This is a genomic window from Aeromonas sp. 97A (assembly GCF_051919185.1).
Taxonomy (GTDB): domain Bacteria; phylum Pseudomonadota; class Gammaproteobacteria; order Enterobacterales; family Aeromonadaceae; genus Aeromonas; species Aeromonas veronii.
In genome coordinates, this window is the sequence record NZ_JBQBFF010000001.1 from 1,297,748 (window position 1) to 1,313,390 (window position 15,643).

Genomic DNA, 15,643 nt, shown 5'->3' on the forward strand with positions numbered 1-15,643 from the left:
TTCAGACTCGTTCAAGTGCTGATGCACCGAACGACCCGCTACGCATTGAACAGATTGTTGTCACGCACCAGCTCGCGGGGGAGGGCATTCTTGACCCGACTCCCCACCCATTTCCCCATGCCTAGGGTATGCCCCTGATAGCGGACGATCACCTCGCCAGTGCCAGCATCCTGTTCTGGCCAGACATCCCGCCCCATCATGAATTCCCGCGCATTGGCGCTATCCAGCTCGACCACGCCCTTGCTCGCTTTATCGCCATAGGCCAATGCCCACTCATGAGTGAGGCGATAACCTTTCTTGAAGGTTTCGGCCAACTTGATGCCGATGCGATCGAAACGCAACTTGCCCTGCACCTGATCAAACCGCTGGGGGAAGAGCCAGATCTCGTCATTGCGGCCAAACAGCAGACCCTGTGGTGCCACCCCGAAGTTGGCTTCAATCTCGCGCAACATGGGTTCCGCCTCTTTGGCAGGAAGCGGCGCAAAGGGGAATTTACCCAGCTTGCCCGGCTTGAACATGGTGTTGGGCACCGAGTGATGCTTGCGCAATCTGGCGACGAAAAAGCCTTCACTGTCGAAGATCTGGGGCCAAACGTGCAGGTATCCTTCGGATGTACATGCCTGTTCTGCATGAGGGAACAGGTCTGCCAGCGAGTCAAAACTCAAAGCATCGCCAAACTTGTCCAGCAAGGATTGGCAGACCGCCTGATTCTCCTGCTCACTCAAGGTACAGGTGGAGTAGACCAGCACACCACCCGGTTTCAGGGCATGGAAGGCGCTCTCAAGCAACCCTTGCTGCACCGACGCAATCTCGTCGATGCTCTCGATGCTCCAGTTGCGCAGTGCATCTTCATCCTTGCGCACCGTACCTTCACCGGAGCAGGGGGCATCGAGCAGGATGGCGTCGAAGGTCTCCGGCAACCACTGGCCAAATACCTTGGCATCAAAATGGGTCATCCCCACATTGGTCACGCCGCAGCGCTGGATATTGGCGCTAAGCACTTTCAACCGGCTGCTGGAAAACTCGTTGGCAACCAGCATTCCCTGATTGTTCATCAGAGCCGCGATCTGGGTGGTCTTTGAGCCGGGGGCCGCCGCCGCATCCAGCAACATGCCATCCGCTTTGATCTTGTCGCTGGCAAAGAGTGCCGTCACCGGCAGCATGGAGCTCGCTTCCTGAATGTAGAAGAGCCCGCTCAAGTGCTCTGCGGTGTTGCCAAGGGGGACAGTTTCATCGCTGCGGGTCAGCCAGAAGCCGGTATCACACCAGGGCACAGGGTCGAGCTGCCAACCCAGTGGCTCCATCAGGGCGACGAAATCCGAGACGGCGATCTTCAAGGTATTGACCCGAATGCTGCGGCGCAGCGGACGTCGACAACTGGCCACAAAGTCATCCATCGAGAGATGGGCCGGCATGATGGCCGCAATGTGGCGTAAAAAGTAATCGGGAAGGAAGGTGTTGTCGTGCACTGTGCCGTCTCGTTGACCGAAAAAGAGGAGCGATATCCTACCACAAGGCTAAGAATATTCTGAATCTGAACCCTATCAACAGGTACCGGAATATAAAAAAGCCCGGCAGGGTGCCGGGCTTGGATGAGATACAAAGGGAAGAGATCAGGGCTGGATACGCGGACTCCACTCCAGCCACTCTTTCTCGGCCTTGCCGTAGAGCGGATAGCTGTACCCTGCCTTGACGGTTGGACCCATCTCTTTCTCCGGGGTATTGAAGGCAATGCCGCCAGCCAGCAAGCTCTGCACCGTCTCCACTTCGATAGTGCCGCCAGTCAGGCCGATATCCGCCTTGACCCCGGAGACATTCCAGAAACGGGAGTTGGCCCGCACCAGATGGGCATACTCCTGATCCACGTTAACGTCGATCACCACCTCGCTGCCATCCCGAGCCAGCGCCACCCTGGTGACACTGCCCACCACCATCTTGCGAAACAGCAGCGGGCTGCCGACGCTCAGGCCATTGACGGAGGGGCTCTTGAGGGTCAGGGCCAGACCCACCGGGCCGACTTGACTCAAGGGGAAGCGATCTTTGCCAGCGCCTTTACCGGGTTGAGCTTCTACAAACGCCCCCTTGATCAGGGTATCGAGGTGAGCGACACCGCCCAGCCCCAGCTTGGCCTGCACCAGAGTAAAGCGGGCGCCGGACTGCAGGAAACGCTCGGCATAGTGGCCATCGAGTTCGGCCTTGAAGATCACCTGACCCAGAGACGGCTCCAGCTCGATCTCTTCAATTTTGCCGATATCGACACCGCGATAGCGGATCGGGCTGCCAATCCCGAGCCCCGGATTGCTCTCTGCCACCAGTGACAGCTGGCGCACCTTGGCCTTGGCTTGCTCCCTGGAATCGAACAGTTGATGACTGCTGCGGCCGTTGGCTAACCGATCGAACTCGATGGCACCGCGCAGCAGGGTACCGAGGTTGCCCACCTTGACCTGCACCCCATCGACCCGCACCTTGGTGTCGATGGCCGGTTTTTTCCAGAATTGGGGTTGTTGGGCGAGGAGGGGAGCATAGACCCCATCAATCTCGAGTTCGATCTCGACCCCCTCTTTGGCGGCGCGCAGCTGTTTGACCTTGCCCGCTTCCAGCCCCAGATAGAGCACAGGCGAACCAATGCCGATGCCATCGGCCTGATCTGCCTTGAGCAACCAGCGCTGGGGCTTGGCATCACGGGTACCGAGCAGTGCCAGCTCTTGACTCGGGTAGAGACGGTTAATCCGCTCGCCACTGCTGGCTTGTACCAGCTTGATCCCGCCCCCCAACCAGGCACTGGCCGGACTGGTTTCTACTTTGATGCCGCTCAGATCGGCATCGATCTGCAACGGGGCGGCGCGATAGAAGCGGGCACGGTTGAGCAGGTGACCATAGTTCGGCGCCATCACCAGCTCGACGCTGGCATTGCCGCGCGCATCCAGGATGAGCTGGCTGATGCGGCCCACCTGCAATCCCTTGTACCAGACAGGTGCATCCTGATTGAGCCCCGCCAGATCGTCAGCCTGCAGCGTCACCTTGGTGCCGCTCTGGGGCGCGCGATCGGTCAGGGTCATCTTCTGTACCGGTTTGCCCGCCACATAGTCGAGGCGAATGGCTGGGCCGGAGAGCAGGCGATCCGCATGCTGCACGCCGGTCGCGGAGAGGGAGACACTCTCCCACACCAGTTGACTCTTGTCGGTAATGCGATAAGCCTGCTCCGGGTTGATCAGCGCTGTGACCATACGGCCTTTATCGGTAAGGCGAATGGGGTCGATACGACCAATCTCGATCCCCTCATAGAGGATGGGCATCCCCTCCTTGACCGGAAGATCGCCAGCCGCAATGTCGATACGCTCGCCACGCGCCGCTTCCGCAAGCCCTTTATAGAGGACGAAAGTCTGTCCCTTCTCCGGCTCTGGTGAATCTTTGGGTGAGTCAAAGGCAATGCCGCCGCTCAGAATGGAAGTGAGGCTGCCTGCCTCCACGCTCACCCCGGCCAGACTGAAGGAGCCCTTGATGCCGCTGATGTTCCAGAAGCGGGTATCGGCTTTGACCAGATGTTCGAAACGTGGCTCGATCACCAGATCCAGAATGACGTTCTGGTTGTCCTGACCCAGACGGGTATTGATGACGCTGCCCACCTCGATACCGCGGAAATAGAGCTTGGCGCCAATCCCCACAGAACCCAGCGAATCGGCAGTCAGGTGCAGCATGCGCCCCTGAGCCTGATAGCCGGGAGGAGGGCCCTCCAGTGCATCGAAGGTCTCCTCCAGCGGATTGCTTTCACGCCCCGGTTGCAGGTTGATGTAGTTGCCGGAGACCAGGGTATCGAGGCCGGAGATCTCGGTGAGCGACGCCTTGGGGCTCACCAGCCAAAAGTCGGATCCCTTGCGGATCAGCGGCCTGGCACGGCTGTCAATCTTGGCCATCACCGCAATCTTGCGGCCATCTTCAGCCAACTCCAGCTCTTGTACCACGCCGATGGCCACCCCCTGATAACGAACCTGGGTTTTACCCGGCAAGATGCCGTTGCCCTGGGCGAAGTTGATCTGGATAAGCTGGCCACGGCTCAATACCTGCTGATAGAGAAAGCCACCCGCCAGCAGCAGGGCTATCAGGGGTAACAGCCAGACCGGCGATAACCAGCGGCGCTTTTCGATGACGGGTTCAGCCCCGATCATAGTGACTCCTTATTGGCTGGATTAAACAGCACATCAGACAAAAACAGAGAAATCATCAACGGGCCGCCTTGTCCCACAGTAAACGGGTATCGAGCATGCGGGCCGACATCATGGTCAGCACGACCACACCGGCAAAGGCGGTGGCCCCCGGGCCTGCGCGGACACTCAGCAGTACACCCCGATCGACCAGTGCCACCATCAGCGAAATCACGAACAAGTCCAGCATCGACCAGCGACCGATAAAATCGATCACCCGATACATCACCAGTTGGCGCTTGCGCCGCACCGGTTTGGCCCGCTGCAACTGCCAGCAGATCCAGCCCAGCCCCAATATTTTTCCCACCGGCACCAGTATGCTGGCGGTGAGAACTATGGTGGCAATCCCGCTCATTTTGCTGCGATAGAGCATCATGATACCGCTGAAGATGGTATCTGACTGCAGTAACCCCTTGTTGTAGAAATGGGTTATGGGCAACAGATTGGCAGGCAACAACATGAAGGTGGCGAGTGCCAGCAAGCCCCACGACCAGGCGAGGGAGCGGGGAATGCGCACCTGCAATTTGCTGCTGCAACGGGGGCAGACTGCCCCGGCTTGATAGCGCACCAGCAAACCACAGGTATGGCAGCGGCAGAGCCCCATCTCACGGGCGTTGGTCATGTTCCGGCTCCTTTAACGGGATCCGCGCCCAGTAGGGGGCGGGGTCAAACAGGATCAGCAGGGTCATGTTGAGCAGCATCAAAATACCGAGACTGAGCAAGCCGCCACCGAGGCGCACATCGGCGATGTCGATCAGTTTGAACAGGGCAACCAGCAAGCTGACGATATAGACCTCCAGCATGGCCCAGTGGCGAAACACCTCGACCAGCTTCAAGGTGACGGGAAGAATGTGCCAACGTTTGGCCAGACCCGAAGCCAGCGCAAAGATCCCCGCCAACAACCCCACTGGCGCCAACACCGCGCACCAGAGCACCAGGTTGGCTACCCACCATTCACCTTCGCCAAACAGCACCAGGATACCGCGCAGCAGGTCGGCATCGGTGTTGACCCCAGCCAGCCGCAGATAGATCAGCGGCTCAAAAAATGCGGAGGGCAGCAGCAGAAATCCAGTGATGGTCAGGGCCATCAACTGGGAGGGACGAAAGGCATAACGGCCATAGAGATGTTGGTGACAACGCGGGCAGTGGGCATGGCGACGCAGCGGCAGCGCCTTGCGCTGGATCAGCAAGTCGCACGCCGGACAGACAATCACGGAACCGGGCTCCATCATACAATTCAACCTGTTGAAGGAATTGGTGAAATTTACCCTAAAACCGGTTTCCTGTCTTGCCTGCGGCCGGAATGTTACGAAAGTATAATTGACGTTAACGTAAACGTGATATTAGATAGCCAGACTAGACAGGTGAAAGGAGTCATGATGTCCAGTTTGTCCCCCTCGGCAGGCCTGCGCTTTCGCACCGCCCTTGCCAATGAACATCCCCTGCAGATCGTCGGCACCATCAATGCCTATATGGCGCTGATGGCCGAGCGCAGCGGTTTTCAAGCTATTTATCTTTCAGGTGCCGGAGTAGCCAATGCCTCCTACGGCTTGCCGGATCTCGGCATGACTCCCTCAACGACGTGCTGATCGATGCCGAGCGGATCACAGCGGCGACCCGAGTGCCACTGCTGGTCGATATCGATACCGGCTGGGGTGGGGCATTCAACATCGCCCGTACCATTCGCGCGTTTGAGCGGGCCGGTGTTGCCGCCGTCCATATGGAAGATCAGGTGGCTCAGAAGCGTTGTGGTCATCGCCCCAACAAGGCGGTGGTCACGCTTGAGGAGATGTGCGATCGCATCAAGGCAGCGGTGGATGCCCGCGAGAATAGCGAGTTCGTCATCATGGCCCGCACCGATGCATTGGCGGTGGAGGGGATGGAGTCGGCTCTTGAACGCACTGCCGCCTATGTGGCCGCTGGGGCCGACATGATCTTCGCCGAGGCGGTGACCGAGCTGGCTCAGTACGACCAGTTCAAGCTGGCGGCCAAAGTGCCGATCCTCGCCAACATGACCGAGTTCGGCAAAACCGCGCTGTTTGACAAAGAGCAACTGGCCGCCCACGGGGTCGATATGGTGCTCTACCCCTTGAGTGCCAACCGGGCCGCCAATCAGGCCGCCCTCAACGTCTATCAACATATTCGCCAGGATGGCCATCAAAGGGCCGTCCTGGAGACCATGCAGACCCGGGAGTCGCTCTACGACTTCCTCGGATATCACCACTACGAGCAGACACTGGATCGTCTGTTTACAGCCAAGGAATAGGAGGCAGCTTATGGGACAGCAAAAACCGTTGGGCGGGGCCGGTCTGCGCGGCCAAAGCGCAGGGGAGACCAGTATCTGCACCGTGGGCAAGAGTGGCACCGGTCTTACCTATCGCGGTTACGACATCAAGGCGCTGGCCGACAGCGCCCAGTTCGAGGAGGTCGCCTATCTGCTGCTCAAGGGGGAATTGCCCGGTGAGCAGCAGCTTGACGCCTACAAGCGCGAACTGCGTCGCTTGCGCGCCTTGCCCCAGCCGCTGCTGGAGGTGCTGGAGCGTATCCCCGCCGATGCTCATCCGATGGATGTGCTGCGCACCGGCTGCTCCATGCTCGGCGATCTGGAGCCGGAAGATGGTTTCGAGCATGAGCATGAAGTGGCGGATCGGTTGCTGGCCGCCTTTCCGGGCATTCTGATCTACTGGTACAAGTTCAGTCACGAGGGCGTTCGCATCGCCCTCGACAGCGACGAGGAGTGTATCGGTGGCCACTTTCTGGCGCTGCTGCACCAGAAAGCGCCGAGCGAGCTGGAGCGCCGGGTGATGCATGTCTCCCTTATCCTCTACGCCGAGCATGAGTTCAACGCCTCCACCTTTGCGGCGCGAGTCTGCGCATCGACCCTTTCCGACATGTTCTCCTGCATCACCGCCGCCATCGGTACCCTGCGCGGCCCACTCCACGGCGGAGCCAACGAGGCAGCCATGGCGATGATCGAACACTGGCAGGATGAAACGCAGGCAAGGCGCGAACTGCTGGCCAAGCTGGCGGCCAAGGAGAAGATCATGGGCTTTGGCCACGCCATCTACCGCACTTCTGATCCGCGCAACGTCATCATCAAGGAGTGGTCGGCCAAGCTTGCCGAGGCGGTAGGGGATGATCGCCTCTATCGCGTCTCCTGCGAGGCGGAGAAGGTGATGTGGGAAGAGAAAGAGCTCTTTCCCAACGCAGACTTCTTCCATGCCAGCGCCTATCACTACATGGGGATCCCGACCAAGCTGTTCACGCCTATCTTCGTCTGCTCGCGGGTCACCGGCTGGTGCGCCCACGTGATGGAGCAGCGCGAGCACAACCGGATCATCCGCCCGAGCGCCGATTATGTCGGCCCGGCCCCCCGTCACTTTGTCTCTCTACAACAACGATAAGGAAGTCACGATGTCCTCCAACGTCGACGTCAACCACAGACCAGACCCCGATCAGGTGCTGATCGATATTGCCGATTATGTCTGCAACCACCCCATTAACAGCCAGGCAGCCCTCGACACCGCCCGCTACTGCCTGATGGATACGCTCGGCTGTGGCCTGCTTGCCCTGCGCTTCCCCGAGTGTACCAAACACCTTGGCCCCATAGTCCCCGGTACACTGGTACCCCACGGCGCCCGGGTGCCCGGTACCCAGCTCTGCCTCGACCCGGTCAAGGCGGCTTGGGATATCGGCGCCATCATCCGCTGGCTCGATTACAACGACACCTGGCTGGCCGCCGAGTGGGGTCACCCATCCGACAATCTGGGGGGCATTCTGGCCACCGCCGACTGGCTCTCCCGTACTCGCGTGGCCGAGGGCAAGGCGCCGCTCACCATGGCAGATGTGCTGGTGGCCATGGTCAAAGCCCACGAAATTCAGGGGGTGCTGGCGCTGGAGAACTCCTTCAACCGGGTCGGTCTCGATCACGTGGTGTTGGTCAAGGTCGCCAGCACCGCCGTGGTGACTCATATGCTGGGTGGCACCCGTGATCAGGTGATCGATGCGGTCTCCCAGGCCTGGGTCGATGGCCAGAGCCTGCGTACCTACCGGCATGCCCCCAATGCGGGGTCGCGCAAGAGCTGGGCGGCGGGGGATGCCACCTCTCGCGCGGTGCGCCTCGCCCTTATCACCATGAGCGGCGAGATGGGCTATCCAGGCGTACTGAGCGCGCCCAAGTGGGGCTTCTACGACGTGCTGTTCAAGGGCAACCAGTTCGCCCTGAATCAGGGGTACGGCAGCTATGTGATGGAGAACGTGCTGTTCAAGATCTCCTATCCCGCCGAGTTCCACGCCCAGACTGCGGTAGAGTGCGCCATGAAGCTGCATGGGCAGGTGAAGGGACGGCTGGAGGAGATCGACCGTATCGAGCTCACCACCCATGAGTCGGCCATTCGCATCATCAGCAAGGTCGGCTCCCTCAATAACCCGGCCGATCGGGATCACTGCCTGCAGTACATGGTGGCGGTACCGCTCATCTTCGGTCGCCTGATCGCCGAGGATTACGAAGATGGCATCGCTGCCGATCCCCGCATCGACGCGCTGCGTAGCAAGATGGTGGTGCAGGAGGATAAACGCTACAGCCGCGAATATCTGGAGGCGGATAAGCGATCCATCGCCAACGCCATCCAGATCTTCTTCAAGGACGGCACTCACACCACCAAGGTGGAGGTGGAGTATCCAGTCGGCCATCGTCGCCGTCGGGAGGAGGGGATCCCGCTGCTGGTGGAGAAATTCCAGCACAATCTGGCCACCCGTTTCCCGGCCAAACGGGTCAACGATATTCTGGCCCTCTGTCAGGATGGGCCGCGCCTTGCCGCCACCCCGGTACACGCCTTTATGGATCTGCTGGTGATCTGACCGGTCTTGTATTGGGCTACATATCGGCAAACTGTGATAAACGAAAAGCGGGCTCATCGGCCCGCTTGGTTATTCTGGCGGCTTATCCCTCGATAAGCCTTACCCCAGCGCACTGCTGTCGCCGTTAAAGAGCGCCGTCATGATGGCCGTCTCACGACTGGCGATGGTCTCGAGAAACTCGTTGGCACGCCCCATCTGATGACACACCTGATAACCACGCTCGACAAAGGAGAAGAGCTCGCCAAGCCCCGCCAGATGGGCAGGACCTGACACCAGTTTGAGGGTTGCCCCCAGCAGCGGTTTTCTCGCCAGCCTGTCCAGCGTCATGCCAAGCTCGCTCACCAACGCAATCTGATGTTCCCGGCGCGCCTGTTCACCTACGGCACGATAGGCGATGGTGTAATGATCCGGTGTGATTGGATCAATGCCATCAATGCGCCGCAGCGCCACCACCATCAGGTAGTCCAGCTCTTCGGAGAGAGCGTCGAGCTCGATCGCTTGCGCTAGCACCTTGAGGCCGGACTCCGGCAACAGCCGTTCGGCGGTCGGCATCACCCGCATCACGTCTGCATCGCGGCGGGCGCAATCCCCGGGGCCATAGAGGTCGGTCAGGAAAAACTCGGCGGCAGGGCCGTAGCGGTCACTCTCCAGCAGATCACGGTGGGTTCGCCCCAACCGGTCAGCCTGCCACTGGCGTAACCGATCCCGATCCTGCTGATCTTCCGGGTGGGCACGCATCTGCTCGCGCAAGGCTGCAACCCGCTTGAGCTGGCGGTATAGCCGACCCAGGGTGCTATCGTCGTCGTGGGCATGTTCTTGATGCGTCATCTACAGCTCTCTGGCCTTGGGCCGATTGATGGGGATTGGGTGATACGAAGATACAAGTGAATGAAAAACAAGCAGCTTTTGCTGACCGTTCCGTGACAAGTGTAGCGCGCACGGGGGAGGGAATAAATGCCATGCCCCGCTGATGGCCTGCATCCCTCTCGACTCTGTTAAGTGAGTCCCATTTATGTGAACCATCCTTTCATTTGTTGTGAACATGTGTTTAATATCAATAACTAACTTATGACCCAGAGTAACGACCATGTTCTTCAACTCGCTCGCTGGCAGCAGCGCACTCTCCATCATTCAGATCAGCCGTCAGCATCCGCTGGGACTGGCCGCCGCCCGGCTCGCGGCCGAGGCCATCGCTGCGGACATGAGCGAGAGCTATCAACTCGATTGCGAATGGGCAGATGAAGAGGAGACCGAGCTACACTTTCGCGGCTCAGGGGTACATGGCACTCTCACCCTGGACGAAGATACCCTGGAACTGGAAGTGCATCTTGGTTTGATACTGTTGCCAGTACGCAGCGTACTGGAGCAAGAGATCCTCGATTATGTCGACAATCGCTTACCTTGCCCCAAACGTGTTTGAATCTCTTCGTTGCACTGGTTTTAAATAAACCAGCTGTAAACGATGGCTGTTTAAAATAAGTTGGCAAGCCATATGGTTTGTCAGATTTATTATTCGGCAAGGTCTCGATTCTATTTTGTAAGTAATCTTTCATCTTTATTTCATATTTCGAGTCGGCACTCATTAAAGTCATTCTGATTGCATCAAGCCTTCATCCGGATATGAGGGCAGAAGCAATTTGCCGCCTCGGTAAATTCATTTTGTAGGGAAACAACCATGCCACTGAGTGAATTTATCTCCTGCGTCGATACCGCCTGGTTACGCATGGACAGACCCAACAACCTGATGCAGATCATCGGTGTCCTGATGTTTGAAGGAGAGCTTGATGAAACGCGTCTGCGGGCCGGATTATGCCACACCATTTCGGTGCAACCCCGCTTCCATCAGCGGGCCGTGCTGGAGGGGGGCTCCTACTACTGGCGTCATGATCCCGATTTCGATCTCGATCAGCACCTCAAGCGAGTGATCCTGCCGGGTGAAGCAGGCAAGCTGGAGCTGGAGAAGCTGGTGGCCGATCTCGCCTCGACGCCGCTCAACCACCAGCGCCCCCTGTGGGATATGCACCTGACCGACACGTCGCTGGGTGGGCAAGCGCTGGTGGTGCGCATTCACCACGCCATGGGCGACGGCTTCTCGCTGGTTCGGGCCATGCTGACCATGATGGATAACACACCGGAAGGGGCGCCGCGACCACCGTCACCGGAACCACTGGATGACAGCGATGACGAGGATGAGGAGGATTGCCACCAGGGCAGCCGTCTGGTGCGGGCCGGTCTCAAGCTGACCGGTAGCCTCTGGTCCAAATATGTCGAAGTGGTCACCCATCCCACCAAGGCGGTGGATTACCTCAAGACCGGGCGCGATCTGGCGAGCGAGCTGTGCAATATCGCCACCCTCGGTGATGATTCACCCTGCCGCCTGCGTGGCAAGACTACCAGCACCAAGCGGGTGGCCTGGTCGGAGCAAATTGATCTGCCGGATATCAAGGCAGTGGGCAAGGTTCTGGGCTGCTCGGTAAACGATCTGCTGATCGCCGCCACCGCAGGGGCGTTTCGCCACTACCTGCAGGAGAAAGGGGATGATGCCAACAAGGTCAAGATCCGCGCCCTGGTGCCAGTCAATATGCGTGCGCCGGATGATGAGGGGGCACTTGGCAACCGCTTCGGGCTGGTGGCCCTGGACTTGCCACTGGATGTTGAACACCCGTTGCAGCGGCTCTATACCGTACGTGACCGGATGCAGGCGCTGCGCACCTCGCTGCAACCCGTGGTGGTGCTCAACCTGTTACATGCCCTTGGCATGGCCCCCAATGCGGTGCAGCAGCAGGCCGTCGAGCTGCTCACGGCCAAGGCCAGCGCGGTGATAACTAACGTGCCTGGCCCGCAGCAGACCCTCTATCTGGCCGGTGCAAGACTGCGTCAGCCGCTGTTCTGGGTGCCACAATCGGGGGATATCGGCGTCGGCGTCTCCATCCTCTCTTACGATCACAAGGTGCAGCTGGGCCTTATCACCGACAAGAAGCTGGTACCGGATCCGGATCGGGTGGTCGAGCGGTTTGCAGTGGAGTTCGAGCAACTGCTGTTGCTGGTGCTGATGGAACCGGAGCTGCTGTTTGACCCCAACGGGCTGGATGCGCTGCTCGGTTGAGCGAGCATTTGAGCGACCAGTGACAGCGTGGCCAACCGGACTGCACCCATCATAAAAGAGGCCAACCCGCGGGTTGGCCTTTTGTTTTACTACCTCTTAGTGGCAGGAGTGGCGGTTAATCCTCCAACTCTTCCCGCGCTGCCTCCACATCGAGGCGCTCCATGGCATCCATGGGTTCGCACTCGGCCGCTTCGGCATAGAGGGCTTCGGCGGCTTTCAGGCGGCTCTTGCCGTGCAGCATCACCTGTGCGTTGGCGTACTCCATGCGGGCGATAGCCGAGTCGGGGATCAGCGCCAGCGCCTCCTTGAAGTGACGCTCGGACTCCTCCTTCTTGGCGCCATAGGTGAGGCCGCCGATCATGGCCCCCAGCTTGTCGACGATCTCCGCGTGCCAGGCGCCAAAGGCGATATGAGCCTCGGCGTGATCTGGCGCCAGCTCCAGCGCCTTCTCAAGGCTTACCTTGATCTTGTCGCCAATTCCTTGCGAGAGGGCCTTGGAGATGGAAATCACCTGACTGTAGCGACCAAGGGCCAGCGCGTGGAAATACCAGGCGTTGGCGTTCCTGGGCTGACGTTTTTGCAGCTTCTCGGCATGGCTGGCCGCCCGCTCGAAGGCGGCGCGCTTGGCATACTTGTCTTCCAGCAGATAGCTGGCATGGATCACCAGCGCTTTGTTCGCCACATTGAGGCCCGCCTCACCGGCCGCTTCGCCAAGGGCGACGGCCCGGGCAAAATCCCCGGCATGATAGGCCCGCCAGGCATCCTGCACCTGTTCATCCTCGGGCCAGGGTTCGGCATCCCCCTGATGGAGACGATCCCAGTTGTCCGCCAGCTTCTGGCCGGCATAGTCATAGGCCACATCCGCGTAGGGGAAGGGGACAAATTCGAGTTGTGAAGTGGTCATGCTTGTTCTCCCTGTAGCATGTGAATCAAACCTTGTCGGTGTAGTGGTGGGCGAGGGCGCCCAGATGAGCGCGGGCATCGGCCCGCAAATAGGGTGCGACCAGCTGCATCACCTGAAAGACGCCGAGGGCGATATCGGCGTCCGCCTTGGGGTGCAGTGCCCGCTGGTAAGAGATCCAGAATGTGCCCACCAGCGCCACATTAGCCGCCAGCGTGCGCATCTGTTGCGCCGTGCCCTCCATCAGCCCGACCGTTTGCAGATGGTTGCAAATGGCGATGGCGGTCTGCTCCTTGCGGCGCAGCAGGGCGGAAAAGCGCTGTTTCACCTGATGATAACCACTCATCAGGGTCGCGATATCGTAGTAGAGGAAACGGTACTGCCAGATGGCTTCAAACATCAGGTGGAGAAAGAGCCAGATATCTTCGGGCTCATCGGACGGGGTGCTTACCGCCTCCAACAGGCGATCCATCTGTTGTTCAAATTCGCAGAACAGGGCGTTGACGATCTCCTCCTTGTTGTGGAAGTGGTAGTAGAGATTGCCCTGGCTGATCTCCATCTCGGCCGCAATGGCCGAGGTGGTGACGCTGGGTTCCCCTTGTCGATTGAAGCAGGCGAGGGCAGTGGTCAGGATCCGCTCCCGGGTACGGCGTTTGGGTTTGCGATCCATGCTACTCCTTTGGTGATGAACGGCGCACGCCGTGGCGATAGCGTTTGGCAAGCCAGTGCTGCAACTGCTCCAGCGACTTGTCGAGGGCGGCGACTGAGCCAATGCCGGGGGCCAGCAGGGTGCGATCTTCATCGGCCAGCGCGGCCAGATTGAGCTCGAGGCCATGTTTGGCCAGCACCGGCGCCAGCTCGTCACGACGCTGCCAGAGATCGCGACGGGTATGCTGGTAAGCGTGCTCGCAGAGGCGGCGACGATCCCGGTAACTGAACACATTGGTGAAGAACATCTCGCCATCGGCAGAAGAGGGCTCAAACAGCAGGGCGTCGGCGTCGGGATATTGGTGCTTGTAGCGATCCATCCCCACATGCATGCGGGAGTGGATGATGGCGCGAAAGGTCTGGGCCAGTACCACCGGCAGACCGCTGTCCACCAGATTGGTCGGGGGGCCGGCGGCCATGTCCGCATCATAGGGAACCAGCGGATTGATGCAGAACACCAGATCCGCCCCCTCTTCCAGCGCTACCGAAGCGTGCAGGGTCTTGATCAGCGCCCCGTCCACATAGTAACGACCGTTGATCAAGGAGGGCGGAAAGAGACCGGGCAGGGCGGCTGACGCCTGTACCGCCGCCGAGATAGGCACATCATCGAGCCCCGGGCTGCCGAAGGCGACCGGATGGCCGGTATCGAGTTCGGTAGCGACCACAAACAGTCGGCTGCGCAGCTGGCGGAAATCGTTGCTGCGGCCGGGACGAGAGAAAAACTGGGTCAGGGTGCGATCCACCCCGCGGTTGTCGAACAGTCCGGTCGGAATGGCCTTGGAGAGCCCCTGCAGCGATTCAAACAGGCTGCGCTTCCAGGGCGCCGCCAGATAGTAGGTCAGGCTCTGCCACGCCAGCGGCGGGATCGAGGTCAGGCGGTCGGCATATTCACGAAAGGCGGGGCGCAGCAAGGTGGCCGGGTCAAACATCTCCCCCGAATCATCGCTGAGCAGGATCCGCACCAGCTTAGCCGGCGAGATACCGTTGGCCAGCGCCGATGCCACCACGGCCCCCGAACTGACGCCAACATAGATGTCGGCATGGTCAAGGCGCAGGCCGTTGATGCTGTCAGAGAGGGCTGCGCAGGCACCGATCTCGTAGATGCCGCCGAGCGGCCCGCCGCCAGCAAGGGCAATTGCGATGGTACTCATAGCGTTGCCTCCCTATCCATGACATTCACCATGACAAGACCGGCCCAGCGAAGGGCATGGGCCGGTATCAATCACCTTCCGTCACCGCGAGGGATCAGGGCAGGACGCTCTCTGCTTTGGCTTTCACCTCTTTCACCGCATCTTCCGCTGCGGAGAGGAGATCGGCAGCCTGCTCAACCACGGCCTCTTTAGCCTTGGCTACCGGTGCCTTCTTTACCGGAGGCTTGCGGGCCGCGGGCTTTTTGGCGGCAGCCGGTTTGGCTTCTGCGGCCGGGGCTTCCTCTTCCTGTGCATCCAGCAGTTGCTGGACCACGTCGGTCAACTCGGCCATGCGCTTGGAGAGCTTGTCGATATCCTTGCGGGTCGGGATGCCGAGGCTGGCCACAGCGCGGGCCACGCGGTCTTCAAACACCTGCTCCAGACGACCCCAGGTATTGGCGGTCTTGTCGGTCACAGCGGCAATCTTCTCATCTGCGCTCTGACGGGTTTTTGCTTGCAGCGCTTCACCTTCCTGCACCAGGGCTTCAAAGATCTTGCCACCTTCTTCCTGCGCCTTGGCATAGGCACCCAGACCCGCCAACCAGATCTGCTGGGTGGACTCCTTGATGGTGGAGGTGAGTTGGTTGTCGGTCACTGACCCTGCCAGCGCTTTCAATTTCTTAGCCATGATCTTCTCCTTGAATAACGACAGTTAAATGTAATGGCGACAACGAAA

Annotated in this window: 13 protein-coding genes and 1 pseudogene; 5 read left to right on the forward strand and 9 right to left on the reverse strand. The window is 59.7% G+C overall.

Going from position 1 to position 15,643, the window contains the following annotated elements; genetic code table 11:
• Positions 1 to 38: 38 nt before the first annotated feature.
• The 4 genes from rsmF to ACTG27_RS05900 all read right to left on the reverse strand — a co-directional run bounded on the left by rsmF (position 39) and on the right by ACTG27_RS05900 (position 5,434).
• Positions 39 to 1,469 carry a 16S rRNA (cytosine(1407)-C(5))-methyltransferase RsmF gene (rsmF, locus tag ACTG27_RS05885; RefSeq protein ID WP_323909363.1) on the reverse strand — a complete coding sequence of 477 codons (1,431 nt, stop codon included), beginning with the start codon at positions 1,467 to 1,469 and terminating at the stop codon, positions 39 to 41.
• A 144-nt stretch (positions 1,470 to 1,613) separates the two neighbouring features.
• Positions 1,614 to 4,166 carry an MlaD family protein gene (locus tag ACTG27_RS05890; RefSeq protein ID WP_439979286.1) on the reverse strand — a complete coding sequence of 851 codons (2,553 nt, stop codon included), beginning with the start codon at positions 4,164 to 4,166 and terminating at the stop codon, positions 1,614 to 1,616.
• 55 nt (positions 4,167 to 4,221) lie between these two features.
• On the reverse strand, positions 4,222 to 4,824 hold the full coding sequence (locus ACTG27_RS05895) for a paraquat-inducible protein A (RefSeq protein ID WP_150995855.1): 603 nt from the start codon (positions 4,822 to 4,824) through the stop codon (positions 4,222 to 4,224).
• On the reverse strand, positions 4,808 to 5,434 hold the full coding sequence (locus ACTG27_RS05900; protein WP_439979287.1) for a paraquat-inducible protein A: 627 nt from the start codon (positions 5,432 to 5,434) through the stop codon (positions 4,808 to 4,810). Before ACTG27_RS05900 ends, ACTG27_RS05895 begins: the two co-directional genes overlap by 17 nt.
• A gap of 147 nt (positions 5,435 to 5,581) precedes the next feature.
• Here ACTG27_RS05900 and prpB point away from each other — a divergent pair.
• From prpB to ACTG27_RS05915, 3 genes and pseudogenes are all read left to right on the forward strand, one after another.
• Positions 5,582 to 6,468 (forward strand): annotated as a pseudogene (gene prpB, locus ACTG27_RS05905) (methylisocitrate lyase).
• A 10-nt stretch (positions 6,469 to 6,478) separates the two neighbouring features.
• Positions 6,479 to 7,606, forward strand: coding sequence for a bifunctional 2-methylcitrate synthase/citrate synthase (prpC, locus tag ACTG27_RS05910; RefSeq protein WP_439979288.1), 1,128 nt, complete (start codon positions 6,479 to 6,481; stop codon positions 7,604 to 7,606).
• A 10-nt stretch (positions 7,607 to 7,616) separates the two neighbouring features.
• Entirely contained in the window at positions 7,617 to 9,062 is a 1,446-nt protein-coding gene (locus tag ACTG27_RS05915; protein WP_439979289.1) for a bifunctional 2-methylcitrate dehydratase/aconitate hydratase, read from the forward strand.
• A 99-nt stretch (positions 9,063 to 9,161) separates the two neighbouring features.
• Here the strand turns inward: ACTG27_RS05915 and ACTG27_RS05920 are convergent, their stop codons facing one another.
• Positions 9,162 to 9,890, reverse strand: coding sequence for an FFLEELY motif protein (locus ACTG27_RS05920; RefSeq protein ID WP_021230124.1), 729 nt, complete (start codon positions 9,888 to 9,890; stop codon positions 9,162 to 9,164).
• 259 nt (positions 9,891 to 10,149) lie between these two features.
• On the opposite strand from ACTG27_RS05920, the gene ACTG27_RS05925 reads away from it, so the two are divergent.
• Positions 10,150 to 10,482: a polyhydroxyalkanoic acid system family protein gene (locus ACTG27_RS05925; RefSeq protein WP_151286033.1), complete on the forward strand. Its 333-nt coding sequence runs from the start codon at positions 10,150 to 10,152 to the stop codon at positions 10,480 to 10,482.
• Between the two features lie 255 nt (positions 10,483 to 10,737).
• Positions 10,738 to 12,168: a wax ester/triacylglycerol synthase family O-acyltransferase gene (locus tag ACTG27_RS05930; protein WP_439979290.1), complete on the forward strand. Its 1,431-nt coding sequence runs from the start codon at positions 10,738 to 10,740 to the stop codon at positions 12,166 to 12,168.
• Between the two features lie 115 nt (positions 12,169 to 12,283).
• Here ACTG27_RS05930 and ACTG27_RS05935 read toward each other — a convergent pair whose 3' ends face one another.
• From ACTG27_RS05935 to ACTG27_RS05950, 4 genes are all read right to left on the reverse strand, one after another.
• Positions 12,284 to 13,072, reverse strand: a complete 789-nt coding sequence (locus tag ACTG27_RS05935) for a hypothetical protein (protein ID WP_439979291.1) — start codon at positions 13,070 to 13,072, stop codon at positions 12,284 to 12,286.
• A gap of 25 nt (positions 13,073 to 13,097) precedes the next feature.
• Positions 13,098 to 13,739 carry a TetR/AcrR family transcriptional regulator gene (locus tag ACTG27_RS05940; protein ID WP_439979292.1) on the reverse strand — a complete coding sequence of 214 codons (642 nt, stop codon included), beginning with the start codon at positions 13,737 to 13,739 and terminating at the stop codon, positions 13,098 to 13,100.
• Between the two features lies 1 nt (position 13,740).
• Positions 13,741 to 14,928, reverse strand: a complete 1,188-nt coding sequence (locus ACTG27_RS05945) for a patatin-like phospholipase family protein (protein ID WP_252657272.1) — start codon at positions 14,926 to 14,928, stop codon at positions 13,741 to 13,743.
• 94 nt (positions 14,929 to 15,022) lie between these two features.
• Positions 15,023 to 15,595 (reverse strand): phasin family protein, encoded by a 573-nt coding sequence (locus ACTG27_RS05950; RefSeq protein WP_005333118.1) that lies wholly within the window; start codon positions 15,593 to 15,595, stop codon positions 15,023 to 15,025.
• Between the last annotated feature and the right edge of the window lie 48 nt (positions 15,596 to 15,643).